Origin of the sequence: Muribaculum gordoncarteri (assembly GCF_004803695.1) — a bacterium.
In the GTDB taxonomy this organism is placed as follows: domain Bacteria; phylum Bacteroidota; class Bacteroidia; order Bacteroidales; family Muribaculaceae; genus Muribaculum; species Muribaculum gordoncarteri.
This window is the reverse complement of the sequence record NZ_CP039393.1, coordinates 1,744,297-1,763,288: the sequence shown is the minus strand read 5'-3', so window position 1 is coordinate 1,763,288 and position 18,992 is coordinate 1,744,297. Positions and strand designations below refer to the sequence as shown.

Here is an 18,992-nt window from a genome sequence, read left to right as displayed (position 1 = left end):
AATAACACAGCATGGAACAGCCTCACCTTGAACTGATTCTTGTCAACATATCGGGATATGACCGCCCGGGTGTGACATCGGCGCTTACCGAGATTCTTGCCAATTACGATGCGGCGATTCTTGACATAGGACAGAGTGACATACACCATACATTGTCGCTCGGACTGCTTTTCAAGACCTATAGTAACGTGTCGGGAAACATAATGAAGGACTTGCTGTTCAAGGCGAGCGAGCTCAACGTGCAGATACGCTTCACTCCCATATCGGTTGCCGAATATGAGGAGTGGGTGACGCTGCAGGGCAAAAACCGCTGGATAGTGACGCTTCTCGGCCGACGGCTGACTGCGAAGCAGATTGCTGCCGTGACAAGTATAATTGCCGACCAGAATCTTAACATTGACAGTATTCAGCGATTGACCGGTCGAGTTCCGCTTGAGGAAACGGCCGAGTCGCGCACCAAGTCGTGCGTGGAATTTTCGGTGCGTGGAAATCCGCGTGATGTGAGCGAAATGCAGTCGCAGTTCATGCAGCTGTCAGGCAGTGAGGACTTTGACATATCTCTTCAGGAGGACACTATGTACCGCCGTTGTCGTCGCCTCGTGTGCTTCGATATGGACTCGACGCTCATTGAAACGGAGGTGATCGACGAGCTTGCAATGCGCGCCGGGGTGGGTGACAAGGTTAAGGCTATAACCGAGCGGGCCATGCGCGGCGAAATCGACTTCGATGAAAGCTTCAGGGAGCGTGTAAGCCTTCTCAAGGGACTCGACGAGAGTGTGATGCGTGACATTGCCGAGCATCTTCCCGTGACCGAAGGCGTGGGCCGCATGATGGAGGTGCTGAAACGTGCCGGATTCAAGACAGCGATACTTTCGGGCGGATTCACCTATTTCGGCAACTATCTTAAACAGAAATTCGGCATAGATTATGTATACGCCAATGAACTTGAAATAGTCGACGGCAAACTTACCGGCCGTTACGTAGGCGAGATTGTCAACGGCCGACGCAAGGCAGAGCTGTTAAGGCTTCTTGCTCAGGTCGAAAACATCGACATAGCGCAGACCATAGCGGTGGGTGACGGAGCCAACGACCTTCCCATGCTTGCCACGGCAGGACTTGGAATCGCTTTCCATGCCAAACCTAAGGTTAAGGCCACGGCAGGGCAGAGCATATCAACAATCGGGCTTGATGGAGTGTTATATTTTATAGGTTTTAAAGACTCTTTCATTTCCGATGGCTCTAAAAGTAAAAATTATTGAAAAAGCGAGGGAATATGTCGTAGCCTTTGGGGCTTCGATCATCTTGTTAACTTGTAGTGGGGTTGCCGATGCTCAGCAGTCGGTAGGCCTTGTGTTAAGCGGTGGCGGTGCCAAAGGCATTGCCCACATAGGCGTGATTCAGGCTCTTGAGGATAACGACATTCCCATTGATTACATTGCCGGAACATCGATGGGGGCGATTGTCGGCGGATTTTATGCGTCGGGATATACGCCCGCCGAGATGATGCAACTTATTGAATCAAAGGGCTTCCACTACTGGTCGACCGGCGAGATCGATCCGTCGCTCGTCTACTATTATGCCAAGGATGATCCCACGCCTCGGCTCGCTACTGTGAATGTGAATCTCGGCGACAGTGCCGCTACAAAGTCGATTCTTCCGTCGAGCATAATCAATCCGCTGCCTATGAACTTTGAGTTCATGAATCTCTTTGCTGCCTATTCGGCCCAGTGCGGCGATGATTTCGACAAGTTGTTTGTTCCGTTTAGGTGCGTGACATCCGATGTCTACAACAAGCACAAGATTGTGTGTCGCTCGGGCTCGCTCGGCGATGCCATACGTGCGTCAATGTCGTTTCCCATAGTGTTTGAGCCTATCGAAATGGACGGTGTGCTGGTCTATGACGGCGGCATCTACGACAACTTTCCTGTCGATGTAATGCGCGAGGATTTCGCTCCCGACATCATGATAGGTGTCGATGTGAGTTCGCCCGATTCCAAGCCTAATATCAACGACCTCTTCAGCCAGGTCGAGGACATGATAATACAGAATAATGACTATTCGCTTCCTGCCGACGAGGGCATAAAGCTTCGCATCCACCTTGAAGAGTTCTCGCTTCTTGACTTTGAGGCTTGTCGCACTATATATAAAATAGGTTATGACCATGCCATGTCGATGATGGATTCGATAAAGAGCCGCGTCACGGCGCGAGTTCCATCGGAAGCACGCAAGCTGCGCAGGGCCGTGTTCAAGTCCAAGACCCCCTACGTGGAGTTTGATTCGGTAACGGTTCACGGTGCCACTCCGTCGCAGAATGCTTTCATAAAATATATGTTCACCAACGGTCGCACCGATACATTCGGGCTCGCTCAGGCCAAGGATGCCTATTACAGGGCCATCTCGCCGGGCAAGTTGCGAAATCTGGTGCCGCATGCCGAGTTGAATGACTCCACGGGTACATTCACGCTCGACCTGCGTGCCGACATAAAAAACAACTTCAATGTGGGAGTTGGCGGCTATATCAGTTCGTCGACCAATTCGATGCTGTTCCTATCGGCCGGTTACAATACGCTTAGCTTCAATTCGCTTAACTCCGATATAAACGGATGGGTGGGGCAGAACTATCTTGCCGGCGCGTTAAACCTCAGGCTTTCGATGAAATCGGCCATCCCATCCTACTTGAAGCTTCAGGCCGTCATCTCACGACATAAGATGTATGACAACGACCGCATATTCTATGACAGCGGAAGCACGTTGGTTACATCGTCGGAGGCTTTTGCCCGATTGCGTTACGGCATGGCGGCCGGACGCAGCGGAAAGGTTGAGCTCGACCTCGGGGTGGGGCGCCTTAGCTCACGATTCTACAAGGACTTGATTGTAAGCGCCGACAACCGTGACAGGCTCACTAATGTGCTCGGACAAATTAGGCTGCACTATGCCTACAATACGCTCAACGATGTGCTCTATCCAACATCGGGAATGTTGATAAGGGCCACGCTCGACGGCGTTTACGGCAATGAATACTACTATCCGCTGAACGACAATTCGCTTGAGGTGCGCGACACAAATGGGTGGGGTGAGTTTACATTCCGTTATGAACGCTATTGGGGCGTAAGCCGTAATTTCACTATGGGTTTTGAGGGCAACGTGGTGGCTTCATCGCAAAAGCTCCATGACAACTATGCGGCTACGATGGTCATGCTTCCCGCATTTCATCCCACGGCATCGACCTATAGCGTGTTCAACACGGCATTATCGGCTCCGCAGTATGTCACGCTGGGCTTGCAACCGATATGGACCATCAGCCAGATGTTTCAGGTGCGTGGCGAGTTCCACGGCTTCATGCCCTGGCGCAGGGTGAAGGGCGGAAAGGCAGGTGTACCGCCGCATTACGGCGATTGGTTCAGCGATCCGGCATTCTTTGGCGAGGTGGCGGCCATCTATTCACTGCCGTTTGCCCATCTCACGGCTTATGCCAACTATTGTAATAATCCCGGTACAAAGTGGAACTTCGGACTGTCGTTCGGACTCTTCTTCCTCGCCCCCACGTTCATGCATTGACGGGGCTTATTACTGACATAGGTATAAAAAATTCAGGCACATTGGCTTCGCCAGCTTATGTGCCTGATGAGTTTTTGAAGCGGATGTTTATTTAATAAAAATGTAAATTGAATTATTACTGGTTATGTTGTAGAAGTATCGATTATAAATTCTTTAAGTCGTCGGCTGAAAAGTCGCCAGTTATGTAGATGGCCGACAGCTCGTGCTTGTCAGCGTCGGAGCGCGTCACATTGATTATGTACAACTCGCTGAATCGCTCTCCATTACGCACTGCATATATTTCGACCGAGTCGCCCTCGTCGATTACCTTGCTCAATGTTTCCATCTTATCGGCATCTTCCTTAAGCGCGGGTATTATCATTTCGATTGTAACGGGATCCAGACACGCGAGTACTTCAACGCTTTTGAGCTTGTTTACGGCCTGCGACAGGTTGATTGAGCCGTTAAACTGCATTCCGTCCATAGACTTGAGCATCGATTGCGGAATGTAGACATACTCTACATTCTCTTTCTTGGCGAGATTTTCAAATGTCTTGTTTTGGGCCGTCAGTGACGCAGGAATCAGCAGCATTGCCGCAAACATTGTGTTCAATATGTAGTTACTTAACTTCATCGTTGTTAGCGTTTAGAAAGTCGTTGTACAATATACCTATTTTGGTTATCTCATCATTTACAAGTGCCATCTGCTTGTCGGCTCTTTTCAGGCTTGCCGACACCTCAAGGAGCGCCTTTTCGGTTTCAAACGATGCAATCTGAGGGTCGGTTATCTCATAGGGATTGCTCTCCGAACCGAAAAAGAAGAATGTCGCCAGCGAAATTACTATAGCCACTCCGGCAGCTACGCTTCCGGTTGTGATCCAGCGGCGGCCTCGGTTGTGGGTATGCTCCTGGCGCTCGAGATGATCGATTAGCAATCCGAGCTGCGGACCAAGATCTTCGGGCACCTCTATGTGGGGACGCTTTCTTGAAGCGATGTAGAGGTCGCGGTCGACAATAAGCTCTTCGGGCACCGATTTCATGTCGGCGAAGTAGCGGTCAAGGCATTTTTCGTCGATTTGCGACGAAAGCCCCGAGTAATAGAGGTTTAGCAGTTGTTTTATTTGATATATTTCCTCGTTCATCTTATGAGATGTTTGTATAGTTCTTTAAGTTGTCGCCTGGCTCTCGACAGCAGAGTCCTTGTGTTGTCGGTGGTTATTCCGAGCAACTCCGAAATCTCCTTTACTGAGCAGTCGGAGTAGGCTCTCAGCCTCAAAGCCTCGCGTTGGATGGCCGGCAGTGTATCCATCAGCTGCGTCACCTTTTCCAGCGTGTCGCGCTGGTCGATGCGCTTGACGAGGTCGTCATCGGCTTCGTCGTTTTCCAACGCGATGTCAAGAGGCTCGTTACGGCGATAGCGCGTCCTTGTCATGTCGATGCATTGTCGCTTTATTGTCGTCATGCAGAAACCCTTGGCCGACTGGATTCCTTCAAGTTCTTCGCGCTTCGTCCACAACTTCACCACTGCTTCCTGCACTGCGTCAAAGGCATCATGTCGATCTTCAAGGATGATATAGGCCACCCGATACATCTCCTCGTAGTGTGGCAATATCATTTTTTTGAAAGTCGTAGAGTCCATTGGTAGTTGCTCGTCGGTATTTTTATGGTTTAAGCAGCGGTGATGCTCTCCTCTTGGAGGGCGTCATCGATGAATACATATTATAGACGAATGAATGAGGAAAAATGTGACAGAAAATGTCAATTTTTTTTGCCCCAGCGGTTCTCCTGTAGTGCGCGCAGCTTTGCTTCCGACTGATTTTCACCGGGTTTCCATAGCGATGGATGTCCGAGTTCTTCGGGCATGAACTCCTGTCGCACGAAGTTGCCCGGATAGTCGTGGGCATACTTGTAGTTTTTGCCGTAGTCGAGCTCTTTCATCAGTTTGGTGGGCGCGTTGCGCAGATGCAACGGCACGGGCAGGTTGCCTGTCTTCTCGACAAGACTCAATGCTGCATCGATGGCCATGTAGGCCGAGTTGCTCTTGGGCGATGTGGCAAGGTATATGGCACATTCCGACAGCGGAATCCGCCCCTCGGGCCAACCGATTTTGTGGATGGTGTCGAATGTGGCGTTGGCGAGCAGAAGCGCGTTGGGGTTGGCGAGGCCTATGTCCTCGGCGGCCAGTATTACGAGTCGGCGGGCTATGAATTTGGGATCCTCGCCTCCGGCTATGAGCCGCGCGAGCCAGTAGACTGCCGCATCGGGGTCGCTGCCGCGGATGCTCTTGATGAATGCCGAAATGATGTCGTAGTGCATCTCGCCGCTTTTGTCGTATGCGGCGGGATTCTCCTGCAGTCGGTTGGTGACCACCTCGTCGTTTATTACAATAGGTTCGGATTGGGGTGTTGATTGGTCCAGCAGGTCGAGGATGTTGAGCAATTTGCGTGCGTCACCTCCCGAGAATCTGAATAGGGCCGTGGTGCTCTCGACCCTGATGTCACGCTTTTTCAGGATTTCATCGGTGGTTATGGCGCGTTGAAGCAGCTCTTGCAGCTGCTCCTCTTCGAGAGGCTTAAGCACATATACCTGGGCGCGTGACAATAGCGGGCGAATCACTTCAAATGAGGGATTTTCGGTAGTGGCTCCTATCAATGTCACGGTTCCGTTCTCGACAGCACCGAGCAGGCTGTCCTGCTGCGACTTGTTGAAGCGATGGATTTCATCGATAAACAGTATGGGGCGCCCTTTTGAGAATATGCTTCGGGCGTCGGCTTTGCACTGTTCAAGCACCTCTCTCACCTCCTTTACTCCCGAGTGAACCGCACTCAGTGTATAGAACGGCGACTCGGTGGTGTTGGCTATTATGCGTGCAAGCGTGGTCTTGCCCACTCCGGGAGGACCCCACAGGATGAACGATGCCACATGACCGGTGTCGATCATGCGTCGCAGTATGGAACCGTCGCCTACCAGATGAGTTTGTCCTATGTATTCTTCGATTGTGCGCGGTCGTAGCCGCTCGGCCAGTGGTGCTTGCATTTTTGTGCTTCTGAATCTTGTTTCTATTACAAAAGTACCTAAAATCGATGAAAAAAGAGGAATCTGCGTGTTAATTGTAATTAATATGTTAACCCATGATTACTAAATTGAGATTTTTTATTTAACTTTACAAACCTAAAATTTTGGTCGGTGAAAGAGTATTGTCACGATGCTCCTCTCAGGCCGGAAATTATATTGCAGGCTTTGTGCAATCGTTTGTTTACGAACTATTAACTAAGCCGGGTGTTAGTATGATATAGGCATTCGTTCAAGCGTATGCCGCATCATTTAAACACTAAAAACTTTTTGTTATGAGCAACGAAGGAACAGGAAACAATGGCGGAAAGACCGCTCGCACCATTTTCGGTATTATTATGATAATAATATACGTAGGAATGGGTATTTTGTTGTTAATCAACTATTTCAACTGGATGGACAACGGCTGGCAATGGCTTCGTTGGGTTGGCGGATGTCTTTTCATCGTTTACGGACTTTGGAGAGCCTATCGGCAATTCAAGGGCATCGACCGTAATGTCGGCGATCCTGAATAGTAAGTAATAATTAATCCTGAATAACGTGAAACTGAAAATAGCCATAGCATTATTAAGCGCGTCACTGCTCGGACTTGGCTCCTGCCGTAAGGCCCCGACCAACACCAGTACTTCGGGACTGGCGACAATAGTGTGTGACGACAGCTTTGAAAACATAATGAATCAGGAGATTGATGTGTTTGAGTACACCACCAAAGGCAATGCCAACATCATCCCCTATTACGTTTCCGAAAAAGCGTGCATAGACTCTCTTCTTGATTTCCGCACCAAGACCATTGTGATAGCACGTGACCTTACCGAGAAGGAGAAGGCCTACCTCAAGAGCGAGAAGAAGCTCGTGCGCTCCAATCGCATAGCGGTAGATGCCATCGCCCTTATAGTAAACCCCGGAAATCCCGTTGAGATACTTTCGGAAAAGGAGATCGGCGAAATTCTGTCGGGCGAAATCACGCGATGGGATCAAATCGAGCCCAGCAAGCTTGGTGAGATTCAGGTAGTGTTTGACAACGAAGGCTCGAGCACCGTGCAGTATATGCGTGATTCGCTGATGAACGGTCGCAAATTCTCGCCCAATGTCTACGCACAGAATTCCAATCAGGAGGTGTTTGCTCAGGTTCAGCAGCGCAAGAGTGCGCTCGGTATAATAGGAGTAAGCTGGATCAGCGCCGACATGCGCACACGTGACCTCCCTCGCGAGGAGCGCATAAAGTCGCTTGAGCGTCAGGACACCACGGTGGCCGAGTTTGACACTTCAATCAAGGTTCTTAAAGTGCGCCGCGACGACAGCATCGAAGCCTATAAGCCCTATCAGGGTTACATCTACGACGGACGCTATCCGCTATATCGCTCGATCTACATGATTACGACATCGGCCAATGGCAGTCTTTCCCACGGTTTTTATTCATTCGTAACCGGCACAATAGGCCAGAAGATAATTCAGCGCACAGGTATATTGCCGGCTCGGGTACAACCGCGTATGGTGAATTTGAATTAGAATTATTTGAAACAATACAAAGCTCATAATATTATAATAACTGAAATAACAACAAAACAGATTTATTAAAACGATGAAAATCAAACTTTTGTTATCCCTGTTAGTTGCAGGGGCTTTAAGCGTATCGGCGCAGCAAGGTTACAAGGACGGAGTTGAATACTTCAAGGCCGGACAGTACGAAAACGCCAAGACTCTTCTTGAGCGTAATCTTAACGATGCTTCTACCGACAAGGCTGTTGCCTACTACTATCTTGGTGCAATCGCCGTTCATGACAAGGATTTGACCGCAGCAAAGTCTGACTTTGAAAAGGGCCTTGCCGCTGATCCCAACAACGCCTTCAACAAGGTAGGTCTTGGTGAACTCGCACTTATGGGCGGTGACGCAAAGGCTGCATCAAATTACTTTGATGAGGCTCGCAAAATCAACAAGAAGAATGCCAAGGTGATGGTTGCCATCGCTCGCGCTTACTTCAACACCGACCCCGTTAAGTATGCCAAGGAAATCGACAAGAATCTTGAGCAGGCTTACAAGGCCAACAAGCAGGAACCCGACATCTTCGTTCTTCGCGGTGACATGAAGGCTGCCGAGAAGGAGTGGGGTGACGCTGCCGGAAACTACGAGAACGCTATCCTTTATTCAAAGGGTCTGCCCGAGGCTTACGTTAAGTATGCCAACGCTTACTTCAACGTGAACCCCGAATATGCTATCGCAAAGCTGCAGGAGCTTCTTAAGGAAAGCCCCAATTCAGCTCTCGGTCAGCGCGAACTCGCTGAGAAGTACTATCAGAACGACCAGTGGGCAAAGGCTGCATCGGCTTATGGCGACTACATCAACAACCCCAACCACTTTACCGAGGATGAGGTGCGCTATTCAGTACTTCTCTACTACGGTCAGCACTACGATGAGAGTATTGCCATTGCCAACAAGCTTCTTGCCAGCGATCCCAACAACTTCCAGCTTCAGCGTATCGCCTTCCTTGACAAGGCTGCAATGAAGGACTACACTGCCGCTAAGCAGCTCGCTCAGCGTTTCTTCGCTCTCAACGATCCTAAGAACAAGTACACCTCCAATGACTACTCTACCTACGCTCAGGTACTTGAGGAACTCGGTGAGGATTCACTTGCAGTGTTTGAGTACGAGAAGGCTCTTGAGGTTAATCCTGAAAAGGGCGACCTCTACAAGGCACTCAGCTCGGCTTATTCAGGCATGAAGAACTACGACAAGGCTCTTGAGGTGTTCAAGAACTTCATTGACCGTGGTGACTATGTGACCAACGACCTCGTTATTCTTGCCAACCGTTATCAGAACGTAGCCGCTACTTCGGAGAACGGTTCAGAGAAGAAGCAGAACGCCATCAACAACGCAATCGCTACCATCGACCAGGTTATCGAGCGTGTTCCCGATCACTATGTTCCCGTGCGTAACAAGGCCCGTATGTTCCTCGTGAAGAACGACAATCAGCCCTCAAAGGAGATGGCCGACACTTACATGCAGGTTGTTTCGATGCTTGACAAGGATCCCGAAAACAAGACCAAGAACAAGGATGTCTACAACGAGGCTTACAGCCAGATTGCATCCTACTACATCTCGGAGCGTGATGTGCCCATGGCCAAGGAGTACTACGAGAAGGTTTACGAACTCGATCCCACCAACCAGGCTCTTCGCGATTACATCGACAAGATGAAGTAACAGGCATTATCCTACCATATCAATATAAAAAAGTCGCTCGTAAAGAGCGACTTTTTTTATGTCGGCGAGTTTTTGCAAGCAGTCGATATTTTTGTATTTTTGTGGAAAATATGCGTTTATGATAGAATATATAAAGGGCGTGCTTTCAGAGCTGACTCCAGCCTATGCCGTGCTTGAAACTGCCGGTATCGGATATATGCTCAACATAACACTTCCGGCCTACGAGGCTTTGGAAGGGAAGAGCGATGTGAAGCTTCTTGTCCATGAAGTGATACGCGAGGACGCGCATCTGCTTTACGGATTTGTCGATGAGCGTGAACGTAACCTCTTCCGCCTTCTTATCGGCGTGTCGGGAGTGGGTGCCAACACTGCCCGCATCATCTTGTCGTCGATTCCCGCCCCTGAATTGGAGGTGGTTATTGTAAGCGGCGACCATGCCCGGCTTAAAAATGTGAAGGGCATAGGAATAAAAACTGCGCAACGTGTCATTGTCGACTTGAAGGATAAAATAAAACCCGCCGAGGAAGCGTTACTATTACAACCGTCGGCTACATCCGATACCTACGACGAGGCTCTTGCCGCACTGGTGATGCTCGGCTTTGCGCGTCAGCAGTCGCAGAAAGTGTTGAAGAAGCTCTTTGATGCCGATCCTTCAATCAAGGTGGAGCAGGCTATAAAGAAGGCTCTTGCCATGCTTTAAAGATAGTGACGAGGTATAGTGGCTGTCGGGAGTGGACATCCACTATGCAATGGAAGGTATAATTCATCATATATGCCGTTGGGCTCTCATCGTAGCGGTTTGCTGTGTGTTAGGTTGCATGGCAGGTTCGGTTTTTGCCGCCGAGCCGGGCGACGGAGAAGGTGGTGACGGGGCGACTGACAGCCTCTCATTGCGCTTCCCGGTGCGTCCTACTGTCGCTCCCGACTATGAGTCGCTTGCCAAGGATGAGTTTGCTCTTGATCTCGACACTCCCTCCAATGTTGTCACTGAAGTTGAGTATGACCCCGAGTCGGGGTGTTACATCGTGCGCACCAAAGTTGGCGACTGGGACATAGCTACACCTTTCATGCTCACTCCTTCGCAATATTACGACATCGACATGCGCCACTCGATGCAGCGTTACTTCAACCGTCGCAATTCAATGACCGAGGGGCGTAGCGTCAAGGAGCGTGAGCCCTTCAATGTGCTCGACATGAGTTTCGCTTCGGGACCGCTCGAACGCATATTCGGCCCCGGTGGCATTCAGCTTCGCACACGCGGTACGGTGCTCATATCCACCGGAATAAAAAGCACCAAGACCGATAATCCCGCCCTGTCGCTGACCTCGCGACGCAAGACCTATTTCGACTTCGACCAGAAGATTCAGGCAACTGTGAATGCATCGGTGGGCGACCGATTGAAATTCGGCATGAATTACAATACCGATGCGACATTTGACTTTGACAGCAAGAACATCAAGCTGCAATATGACGGCACCGAGGACGACATCGTCAAGTCGATAGAGGCCGGTAACGTGAGCATGACCACCGGCTCGTCGTTGATACGCGGAAGCACTGCGCTGTTCGGTATCAAGACGCAGCTTCAGTTTGGCCGACTCACGGCTACGGCATTGGTGTCGCAGCAAAACAGTGAGTCACGCTCGGTGAGCACCCGTGGTGGAGTGCAGACAACTCCGTTTACCGTCAATGCTGATGAATATGATGCCAACCGTCACTATTTTCTCGGACACTTCTTCCGCGACAATTACGATGAGTTTGCCTCGCGCTTACCTCTCGTGTCGTCGGGCGTCAAGATAACGCGCATTGAGGTGTGGATTACCAACAAGAGCGGCAACTACAGTCAATCGCGCAACATTATCGCTTTCATGGATCTTGGCGAGAGCAAGGTGCTTGCAAGCGACTATTGGCGTCCCGATCCCGCTATAAAAAATACATCCAATCGCTCCAACAATCTGTTGACGGTTATCAAGGATGAATATCCCGATGCACGCAACATCAACATGGTCACGCAGGCGCTTGCGCCACTGCAGGCATTCGGTATAGAAGGAGGCCGGGAGTTTGAGAAAGTTGAGAGCGCACGACTTCTACAGTCGTCGGAGTACACGCTGAATTCCACGCTCGGATATCTGTCGCTGAATGTCGCGCTAAATGCTGATGAGGTGCTTGGCGTGGCCTATGAATACACCTACAACGGGCAGGTGTTTCAGGTGGGCGAGTTTTCATCCGACATAACCGTGTCCGACCAGTCGCTCTATGTCAAGATGCTAAAGAGCACCACGTTCGACCCGCATCAGCCCATGTGGCATCTGATGATGAAGAATGTATATTCGCTCGGGGCCTATCAGGTGGAGCCGTCCAATTTCAAGCTGAATATAAAATATCTGAGCGACACTACCGGCACACCGATAAATTACCTCCCTATAGCCCGATTGTCCCACAAGCCGTTGCTGCAGGTGATGAATCTTGACCGTCTTGACGCCAACGAGGCGTCCAATCCCGATGGACTCTTTGACTTCATCGACGGCTACACGATACTTCCTTCGACCGGAAAGGTGATTTTTCCCGTGGTGGAGCCGTTTGGAAAGCATCTTGCCCGAGCTATTGACAATCCTGTCATTGCCGAACGTTACGTGTACCAGGAGCTGTATGACTCGACACTTGTCGTCGCACGCCAGTTTGCCGATAAGAACAAATTCATTCTTACCGGTGAATATCAGGCCTCCAACGGCGCACAGATAAGGCTTAACGCCATGAATGTGCCGCGTGGGTCGGTTGTGGTGATGGCCGGAGGTGTGCGCCTTGTTGAAAACAGCGACTACACGGTCGACTATTCGATGGGTATCGTGACGATAACCAATCAGAGCATAATCGATTCGGGGCAGAGCATAAGCGTCACGCTTGAAAATCAATCGTTGTTCAGCACCCAGCGCAAGACACTGCTCGGACTCGACCTCAATTACAGGTTCAGCAACGACTTCAATCTCGGCGCCACAGTGATGCACTTCTCGGAGAAGGCGCTTACCGAGAAGGTCAACATTGGTGACGAGATTATAAACAACACTATATGGGGACTGAATCTCTCCTATAACAAGCAATTCTTCTGGCTCACCAATCTCATCAACAAGATTCCTACGGTTAATGCCGTGCAGCCGTCGACACTGAATGTGCAGGCCGAGTTTGCCCACCTTGTGCCTCGCGGACAGAAGTCGGGTTCCAACAAGGGCAGCTCCTATGTCGATGATTTTGAGTCGACACAGACCGGCATCGACCTCCGTTCGCCCTACGCATGGAATCTGGCGTCGACACCTTATCAGGCGGGCCCCGATGCACTGTTCCCCGAGGCGGCGTTGTCCAATAATGTCGACTATGGCAAAAACCGCGCGCTGCTTGCATGGTACTACATCGACCGCATGTTCACGCAGCGTAACTCGTCGCTCGTGCCGGGATATATTGCATCCGACCTGAAGCAGCTCTCCAACCCCTATGTGCGTGAAGTCACATCCACCGAGATTTTCCCCGACCGTCAGCTCAACTACGGCGAATCAAACATAATACAGACACTGAATCTGTCATACTATCCCACTGAACGAGGCCCTTATAACCTTGATGCATTCGACATCGACGATAACGCACTGCTGCTTAATCCCGAGAAGCGATGGGGTGGTATAATGAGGCGACTCGACAACACTAATTTCGAGCAGGCCAATATTGAGTATGTGCAGTTCTGGTTGATGAATCCGTTTCTCGACCCCGACAACCCGAATTATGACGGCGGTGACATGTATATTAACTTCGGTGAGATAAGCGAGGACATACTTAAGGACGGAATGAAGTCCTACGAGAATGGAATACCCTACGACCGTAACGACGAGTATCTCACCGAAACGGTGTGGGGACGAGTTTCCAAGCAGAATTCATTGACCTATGCCTTTGACAACAACCGAGGGTCGCGACTTGTGCAGGATGTGGGTCTTGACGGCTTGAAGAATGATGAGGAGTTCGGTTTCGGTGCTTATCGTGACTATCTTGAGCGGTTGCAGCGCAAGCTTCCGCCCTCCACGATAGAACGAATGAAGAGCGACCGCTTTTCGGCATTCAATGACCCGGCCGGCGACAACTACCACTTCTACCGAGGTTACGACTACGATGCCGAGCGGCTATCGATTCTGGAGCGTTACAAGCGTTACAACGGAGTTGAAGGCAACTCGCTTTCGCCCGAGGATGCTCCCGATCCTTTGTATCAGTCGGCTCGCACTGGCCCCGATGTCGAGGATATAAATCAGGACAACACGCTCAACGAGTATGAGCGTTACTTCCAGTACAAGGTGTCGATTCGTCCCGAAGATCTTGTGGTGGGAAAGAACTACATCACCGACAAGCAGGTGTCGCTTGTGCGTACACGTGACGGTGAGAATCAGCAGGTGGAGTGGTATCAGTTCAAGATTCCGTTGAGCGACTATGAACGCATTGTAGGCTCCATATCCGACTTCTCGACCGTAAGGTTTGCCCGCATTTTCCTCACCGGGTTCAAGCAGGTTACGCATTTGCGCTTTGCTACTCTAGAGCTTGTGCGCGGGGAGTGGCGGGCCTATGACTTCAATCTCAATTCGCGAGGTGACGCTCCGGCCGAAGGCGAGCTTGACCTGTCGGTTGTAAACATCGAGGAGAATGCAGGGCGCGAGCCTGTGAATTATGTGTTGCCTCCGGGTGTGAGCCGAATAACCGACCCGGGACAGTCGCAGATAACGCAGCTCAACGAGCAGTCGATGTCGATGAAGGTGACAGGGCTTCAGTCGGGTGACGCACGTGCCGTCTACCGTAACACATCCCTCGATTTGCGTAACTATAAGCGTATTCAGATGTGGGTACATGCCGAGAGCCTTATTGACGACCTGACCAATCTGCAGTCGGGTGAGCTTTCACTGTTCCTGCGACTTGGTTCCGATGTGAAAAACAACTACTATGAGTATGAGATACCTCTTGAACTGACTCCTCACGGACACTATTCACAGGAGCCGGCGAGTGAGCGTTACAAGGTGTGGCCCGAGGCCAATCGCCTTGACTTCGTGCTGCAGAATCTTGTTGACCTGAAGAAGATGCGAAATGCGGCGATGCGTAGCGAAAACAGCACTGTCAGCTACAACAAGGTGTTTGAGGGCAGGGACCCCGACAAGGAATCCAATCGCATGTCAGTGCTCGGAAATCCCTCGTTGAGCGATGTGAGGGTGATGATGATAGGTGTGCGCAACAATGCGTCGACGGCACGCGACGGCATTGTGTGGGTCAATGAATTGAAGGTGACCGACTTTGACGAGAGCGGAGGTTGGGCGGCAAAGGCCAATGTCAATCTCGGAGTATCGGACATAGCGACATTCAACTTCGGGACACATTATGAAACATCAGGTTTCGGTGCGGTGGACCAGCCTCTCAATTCGCGGCGCATGGACGATTACCGTCAATACAACTTTGCTGTTCAAGTCGATGTGGGGCGCTTCCTACCCGAAAAGATGAAGCTGCGTGCTCCCGTGTTCTATTCGGTGATGAATGAGAAGAGCACACCCAAATATAATCCTCTCGACCGTGACGTGCTTCTGAAGGATGCCCTCGACATTGCCGACACACGTGCCGAGCGTGACTCGATAATGAATTATGCCGTCGATCGCTCTACGGTGAAGAGTTTCAGCATATCGGGATTGCGCTTTGATGTTAGAAGCGCTAATCCCATGCCCTGGGATCCGGCCAACTTCACGTTTAATTTCTCGTTTAACAAGCGTAACGACCGTAATCCCACAACTCAGTATCAATATGTGAACGATTATCGCGGCTCGTTCCAGTATCAGTGGAATCCGTTTGTAAAGGGAGTCAAACCCTTCGGATGGATCGGCTCCAAATTGCGTAACCTGCGATTCCTGTCGGAACTTGAATTGAATTATCTGCCCGCCAACATTTCGTTTATCACAACGATGTCACGCTACTACTATGAGTCGCAGACACGCAGTGAGGTCGACCGCGATTTCACGTTGCCGGTTTCGGTGTCAAAGAATTTTCTGTGGGACCGTCAGTTAAACCTTACATGGAATCTTACCAATCGGCTGAGCTTCACGTTCATATCCAATACATCGGCACGAATCGACGAGCCAATGGGAGCCGTGAATCGCAAATTGTTTCCCGACCGTTACCGCGAGTGGCGTGACACCGTAATCCACAGCATAATGCACCTCGGCACGCCGTGGGCCTACAATCAGAGCTTTGTCGCGTCATATCGCGCTCCGTTCAATCGCATACCTGTGCTTGACTTCATGTCGGGTACAATGAGCTATAATGCCGTGTACCGCTGGAATCGCGGAGCTGAGATTGACGGTGTCGACATAGGCAACACCATCAACAGCCAGGCTTCGTGGAATGTCGACGGACGCATAAATGTTGAAGGACTGTATAATAAATTTGAATATCTCAAGAGGGTCAATCGGCGCTTTTCGTCATCGAGCCGTGGAAGCGCTGCGCCTACGCGAGCCAAGCGTTACGAGCGAACGTTCAAATTGTCGGCCGACACTTCAATCGTGATACGACACAATCTGCGCAACAACAAGGTGAGGGTTGCGGCCACGACACTTGACGGAAAGCCTTATAGAGTGCGCACCAAAGTCCTTGACCGCAACCGTGTCGAGGTATTGAGCCGTGGCGACCAAAATCTTAAGTTTACGGTAACTGAGGTTATCGACAATCGCCGCACTACATGGAGTGACATCGGTGAGCACGCCACCCGCTTTGCCATGATGCTGCGAGGCGTCAATGTGCGCTTCCGTTCCACCGGGTCGCTGTCGGTGCCGCTGTTTAATCCCGAGATAGGCAATGTATTCGGACAGTCGCGCAGTTACGGCCCCATGGCTCCGGGACTGGACTTCGCTTTCGGTTTTGTCAACGAAGATTATGTGAACAAGGCAAAGGAGCGCGGATGGCTGTTGTGTGACGACGGACAGACATCGCCGGCTATATGGTCGCGCACGAGTGAGGTGACATTTGAAATCGACCTCGAACCCATAAGGGGACTTAAAATCAAGCTCACCAACAACCGCACTGACAACCGCACCAATCAGATACAATTCATGTATGACGACATGCCTGTCACGCGCACCGGAAGCTACACCAAGACGCATTGCGCCATTGCCACATCGCTTCATCGCTTTAAGGCTATCGACGGATACCATAGTGACGCATTTGACCGGTTCCTGGAGAATATACCTGTTGTGGCCGGGCGTGTCGAGGCACGTTATGCTGGATTGCGTTATCCTATGGGCGGTTTCATGAAGGACAATCCTGTCGCAGGACGCGTCTTTGACCCCTCGGTTGCGGGAGTCAACCATTCAAGCAGCGATGTGCTCATACCTGCGTTTTTAGCCGCTTACACGGGCGTTGATGCACGCAAGATATATCTTAATCCCTTCCCGTCGCTGGCTCATGTGCTGCCCAACTGGCGCGTGACCTATGACGGATTGATTCGCATCGGTTCGCTCGACCGATGGTTCAAGGCGGTGACGCTCTCTCATGCCTATCAGTGTACCTACACGGTAGGCTCCTATTCGTCATTCCTCGACTGGATGAGTGTCGACGGTGATTTGGGATTCACCCGCGATGAGCTGACGGGACAGCCTGTGCCTTCGTCACCCTACAACATATCGTCGGTTTCAATAACTGAACGGTTTGCTCCGCTGCTCGGCATTCAGGTCACGCTAAAGAATGACCTGCGCATAAGCGCCGAATATCGTGACGGTCGCACACTGACGCTCAATTCCGATGCCGGACAGCTTGTTGAAGCCTGCAGCAACAATGTCACGGTGGGAGTGGGCTACAAAATTGTGGGATTCAACACCGTGCTGCGACTGCGCGGCTCAGGCCACGGCATAAGCAACGACCTCACGGTGAATGCCGATTTCTCCTATCAACAGAATCAGGCTCTCATACGACGCATCGAAACCGACTATACCCAGGCCACATCGGGCACGAGGACGATAGGCTTCAACATTTCGGCCAATTATGTGCTTAACCGCAGGGTGACGCTCGGAGCGTTTATCGACCGTCAGGTCAACACTCCGCTCATTTCATCGAGCGCTTACCCCACGAGCACGGGAAGTTACGGTGTTACGCTTAATCTGAGCCTTGACCGATGACTATTGTGCCTTATAGGCGGCCGGATTGAATCCGCGCAGAAATTCGGCTGTATCCATGCGTCGTTTTCCTGAAAGCTGAAGCGACAGCACTTCGAGCCACTTGTCGCCGCAGGCGATGAGCATGCGGTGATTGTCGCTCTTTATGGTTCCCGGCGCGGCCGATGCGTTATCGTCGGTAACGGCTGTTGTGAATATCTTAATAGTCTTGATGTCGTTGTCGGTCGACACAATTTCACACCATGCGGCGGGGTAGGGCGACAGTCCGCGCACGAGATTGTGTATGTCACGTGCGTTACGTGTCCAGTCGATGTGACATGTTTCCTTGAATATCTTGGGAGCCGGTGTGGGTTCCACGCCTTTGGTCAGCTCGTCCTGCGGCGTTGTCGTCAGGTTGCTGTCGAGTATTCGCTGTACGGTGTCGATGGTGAGTTCGGCGCCGAGCATCATCAGGCGGTCGTGGATGTCACCTACATTGTCTTCGGGATTTATCGGGATGCTTCGGCGGTCGATTATGTCGCCGGTGTCGATGTCATGTTTCAGGAAGAATGTAGTCACACCCGTTTCGGTGTCGCCGTTTATCACCGCCCAGTTCAGCGGAGCGGCGCCTCGGTATTTGGGAAGCAGCGATCCGTGGAGGTTGAACGTGCCGAGTCGGGGCATGCTCCACACCACTTCGGGAAGCATTCGGAAAGCGATGACGATAAACAGGTCGGCATTGAGGCTGCGCAGCTCGTCGACAAATTCGGGGTTCTTTAGGTTGGCGGGTTGCATGAGGTGCATTCCGTGTTCCACGGCATACTGCTTTACCGGCGACTGCAGCAGCTTGTGTCCGCGTCCGGCAGGCTTGTCGGGCATCGTCACTACGCCTGCAATGTTGTATCCTCCCTCGTGGAGGCGCTTGAGGCTCTCGACCGCAAATTCAGGCGTTCCGAGAAACACTATCTTCAGTTCTTCCTTGTTCATGTCGATAAAATTTTCGCAAAGTTAGTGATTTTTATGTGATTTGGCTAATCGTG

12 protein-coding genes are annotated in these 18,992 nt (G+C 51.1%); 7 read left to right on the top strand and 5 right to left on the bottom strand.

Annotated elements, in window-relative coordinates; translation table 11 throughout:
* The first annotated feature begins 11 nt into the window (after positions 1–11).
* Both serB and E7746_RS07755 read left to right on the top strand, forming a co-directional pair.
* Positions 12–1,259, top strand: a complete 1,248-nt coding sequence (gene serB / locus E7746_RS07760) for a phosphoserine phosphatase SerB (RefSeq protein ID WP_123396837.1) — start codon at positions 12–14, stop codon at positions 1,257–1,259.
* On the top strand, positions 1,234–3,558 hold the full coding sequence (locus tag E7746_RS07755; protein WP_136410410.1) for a patatin-like phospholipase family protein: 2,325 nt from the start codon (positions 1,234–1,236) through the stop codon (positions 3,556–3,558). The genes serB and E7746_RS07755 overlap by 26 nt, the downstream gene beginning before the upstream one ends.
* Before the next feature lie 142 nt (positions 3,559–3,700).
* Here E7746_RS07755 and E7746_RS07750 read toward each other — a convergent pair whose 3' ends face one another.
* The 4 genes from E7746_RS07750 to E7746_RS07735 form a co-directional block, all read right to left on the bottom strand.
* Positions 3,701–4,171 (bottom strand): DUF4252 domain-containing protein, encoded by a 471-nt coding sequence (locus E7746_RS07750; RefSeq protein ID WP_135947602.1) that lies wholly within the window; start codon positions 4,169–4,171, stop codon positions 3,701–3,703.
* The gene (locus E7746_RS07745) at positions 4,158–4,679 is read right to left on the bottom strand and encodes a hypothetical protein (RefSeq protein ID WP_136410408.1); all 522 of its coding nucleotides are present in this window, start codon (positions 4,677–4,679) and stop codon (positions 4,158–4,160) included. Before E7746_RS07745 ends, E7746_RS07750 begins: the two co-directional genes overlap by 14 nt.
* The gene (locus tag E7746_RS07740) at positions 4,676–5,152 is read right to left on the bottom strand and encodes an RNA polymerase sigma factor (RefSeq protein ID WP_168184335.1); all 477 of its coding nucleotides are present in this window, start codon (positions 5,150–5,152) and stop codon (positions 4,676–4,678) included. Before E7746_RS07740 ends, E7746_RS07745 begins: the two co-directional genes overlap by 4 nt.
* A 143-nt stretch (positions 5,153–5,295) precedes the next feature.
* Complete coding sequence (locus tag E7746_RS07735; RefSeq protein ID WP_136410405.1) at positions 5,296–6,573, bottom strand: replication-associated recombination protein A; 1,278 nt, start codon at positions 6,571–6,573, stop codon at positions 5,296–5,298.
* A 311-nt stretch (positions 6,574–6,884) separates the two neighbouring features.
* On the opposite strand from E7746_RS07735, the gene E7746_RS07730 reads away from it, so the two are divergent.
* The 5 genes from E7746_RS07730 to sov all read left to right on the top strand — a co-directional run bounded on the left by E7746_RS07730 (position 6,885) and on the right by sov (position 17,976).
* Complete coding sequence (locus E7746_RS07730; protein WP_123396843.1) at positions 6,885–7,124, top strand: hypothetical protein; 240 nt, start codon at positions 6,885–6,887, stop codon at positions 7,122–7,124.
* 25 nt (positions 7,125–7,149) lie between these two features.
* On the top strand, positions 7,150–8,118 hold the full coding sequence (locus tag E7746_RS07725; RefSeq protein ID WP_168184334.1) for a PstS family phosphate ABC transporter substrate-binding protein: 969 nt from the start codon (positions 7,150–7,152) through the stop codon (positions 8,116–8,118).
* Between the two features lie 73 nt (positions 8,119–8,191).
* Complete coding sequence (locus E7746_RS07720; protein ID WP_123396845.1) at positions 8,192–9,808, top strand: tetratricopeptide repeat protein; 1,617 nt, start codon at positions 8,192–8,194, stop codon at positions 9,806–9,808.
* A 118-nt stretch (positions 9,809–9,926) separates the two neighbouring features.
* Positions 9,927–10,508 carry a Holliday junction branch migration protein RuvA gene (ruvA, locus tag E7746_RS07715; protein WP_123396846.1) on the top strand — a complete coding sequence of 194 codons (582 nt, stop codon included), beginning with the start codon at positions 9,927–9,929 and terminating at the stop codon, positions 10,506–10,508.
* A 49-nt stretch (positions 10,509–10,557) separates the two neighbouring features.
* Positions 10,558–17,976 carry a T9SS outer membrane translocon Sov/SprA gene (gene sov, locus E7746_RS07710; protein WP_238337151.1) on the top strand — a complete coding sequence of 2,473 codons (7,419 nt, stop codon included), beginning with the start codon at positions 10,558–10,560 and terminating at the stop codon, positions 17,974–17,976.
* Here the strand turns inward: sov and fmt are convergent, their stop codons facing one another.
* Positions 17,977–18,939 carry a methionyl-tRNA formyltransferase gene (gene fmt / locus E7746_RS07705; protein WP_136410403.1) on the bottom strand — a complete coding sequence of 321 codons (963 nt, stop codon included), beginning with the start codon at positions 18,937–18,939 and terminating at the stop codon, positions 17,977–17,979.
* Between the last annotated feature and the right edge of the window lie 53 nt (positions 18,940–18,992).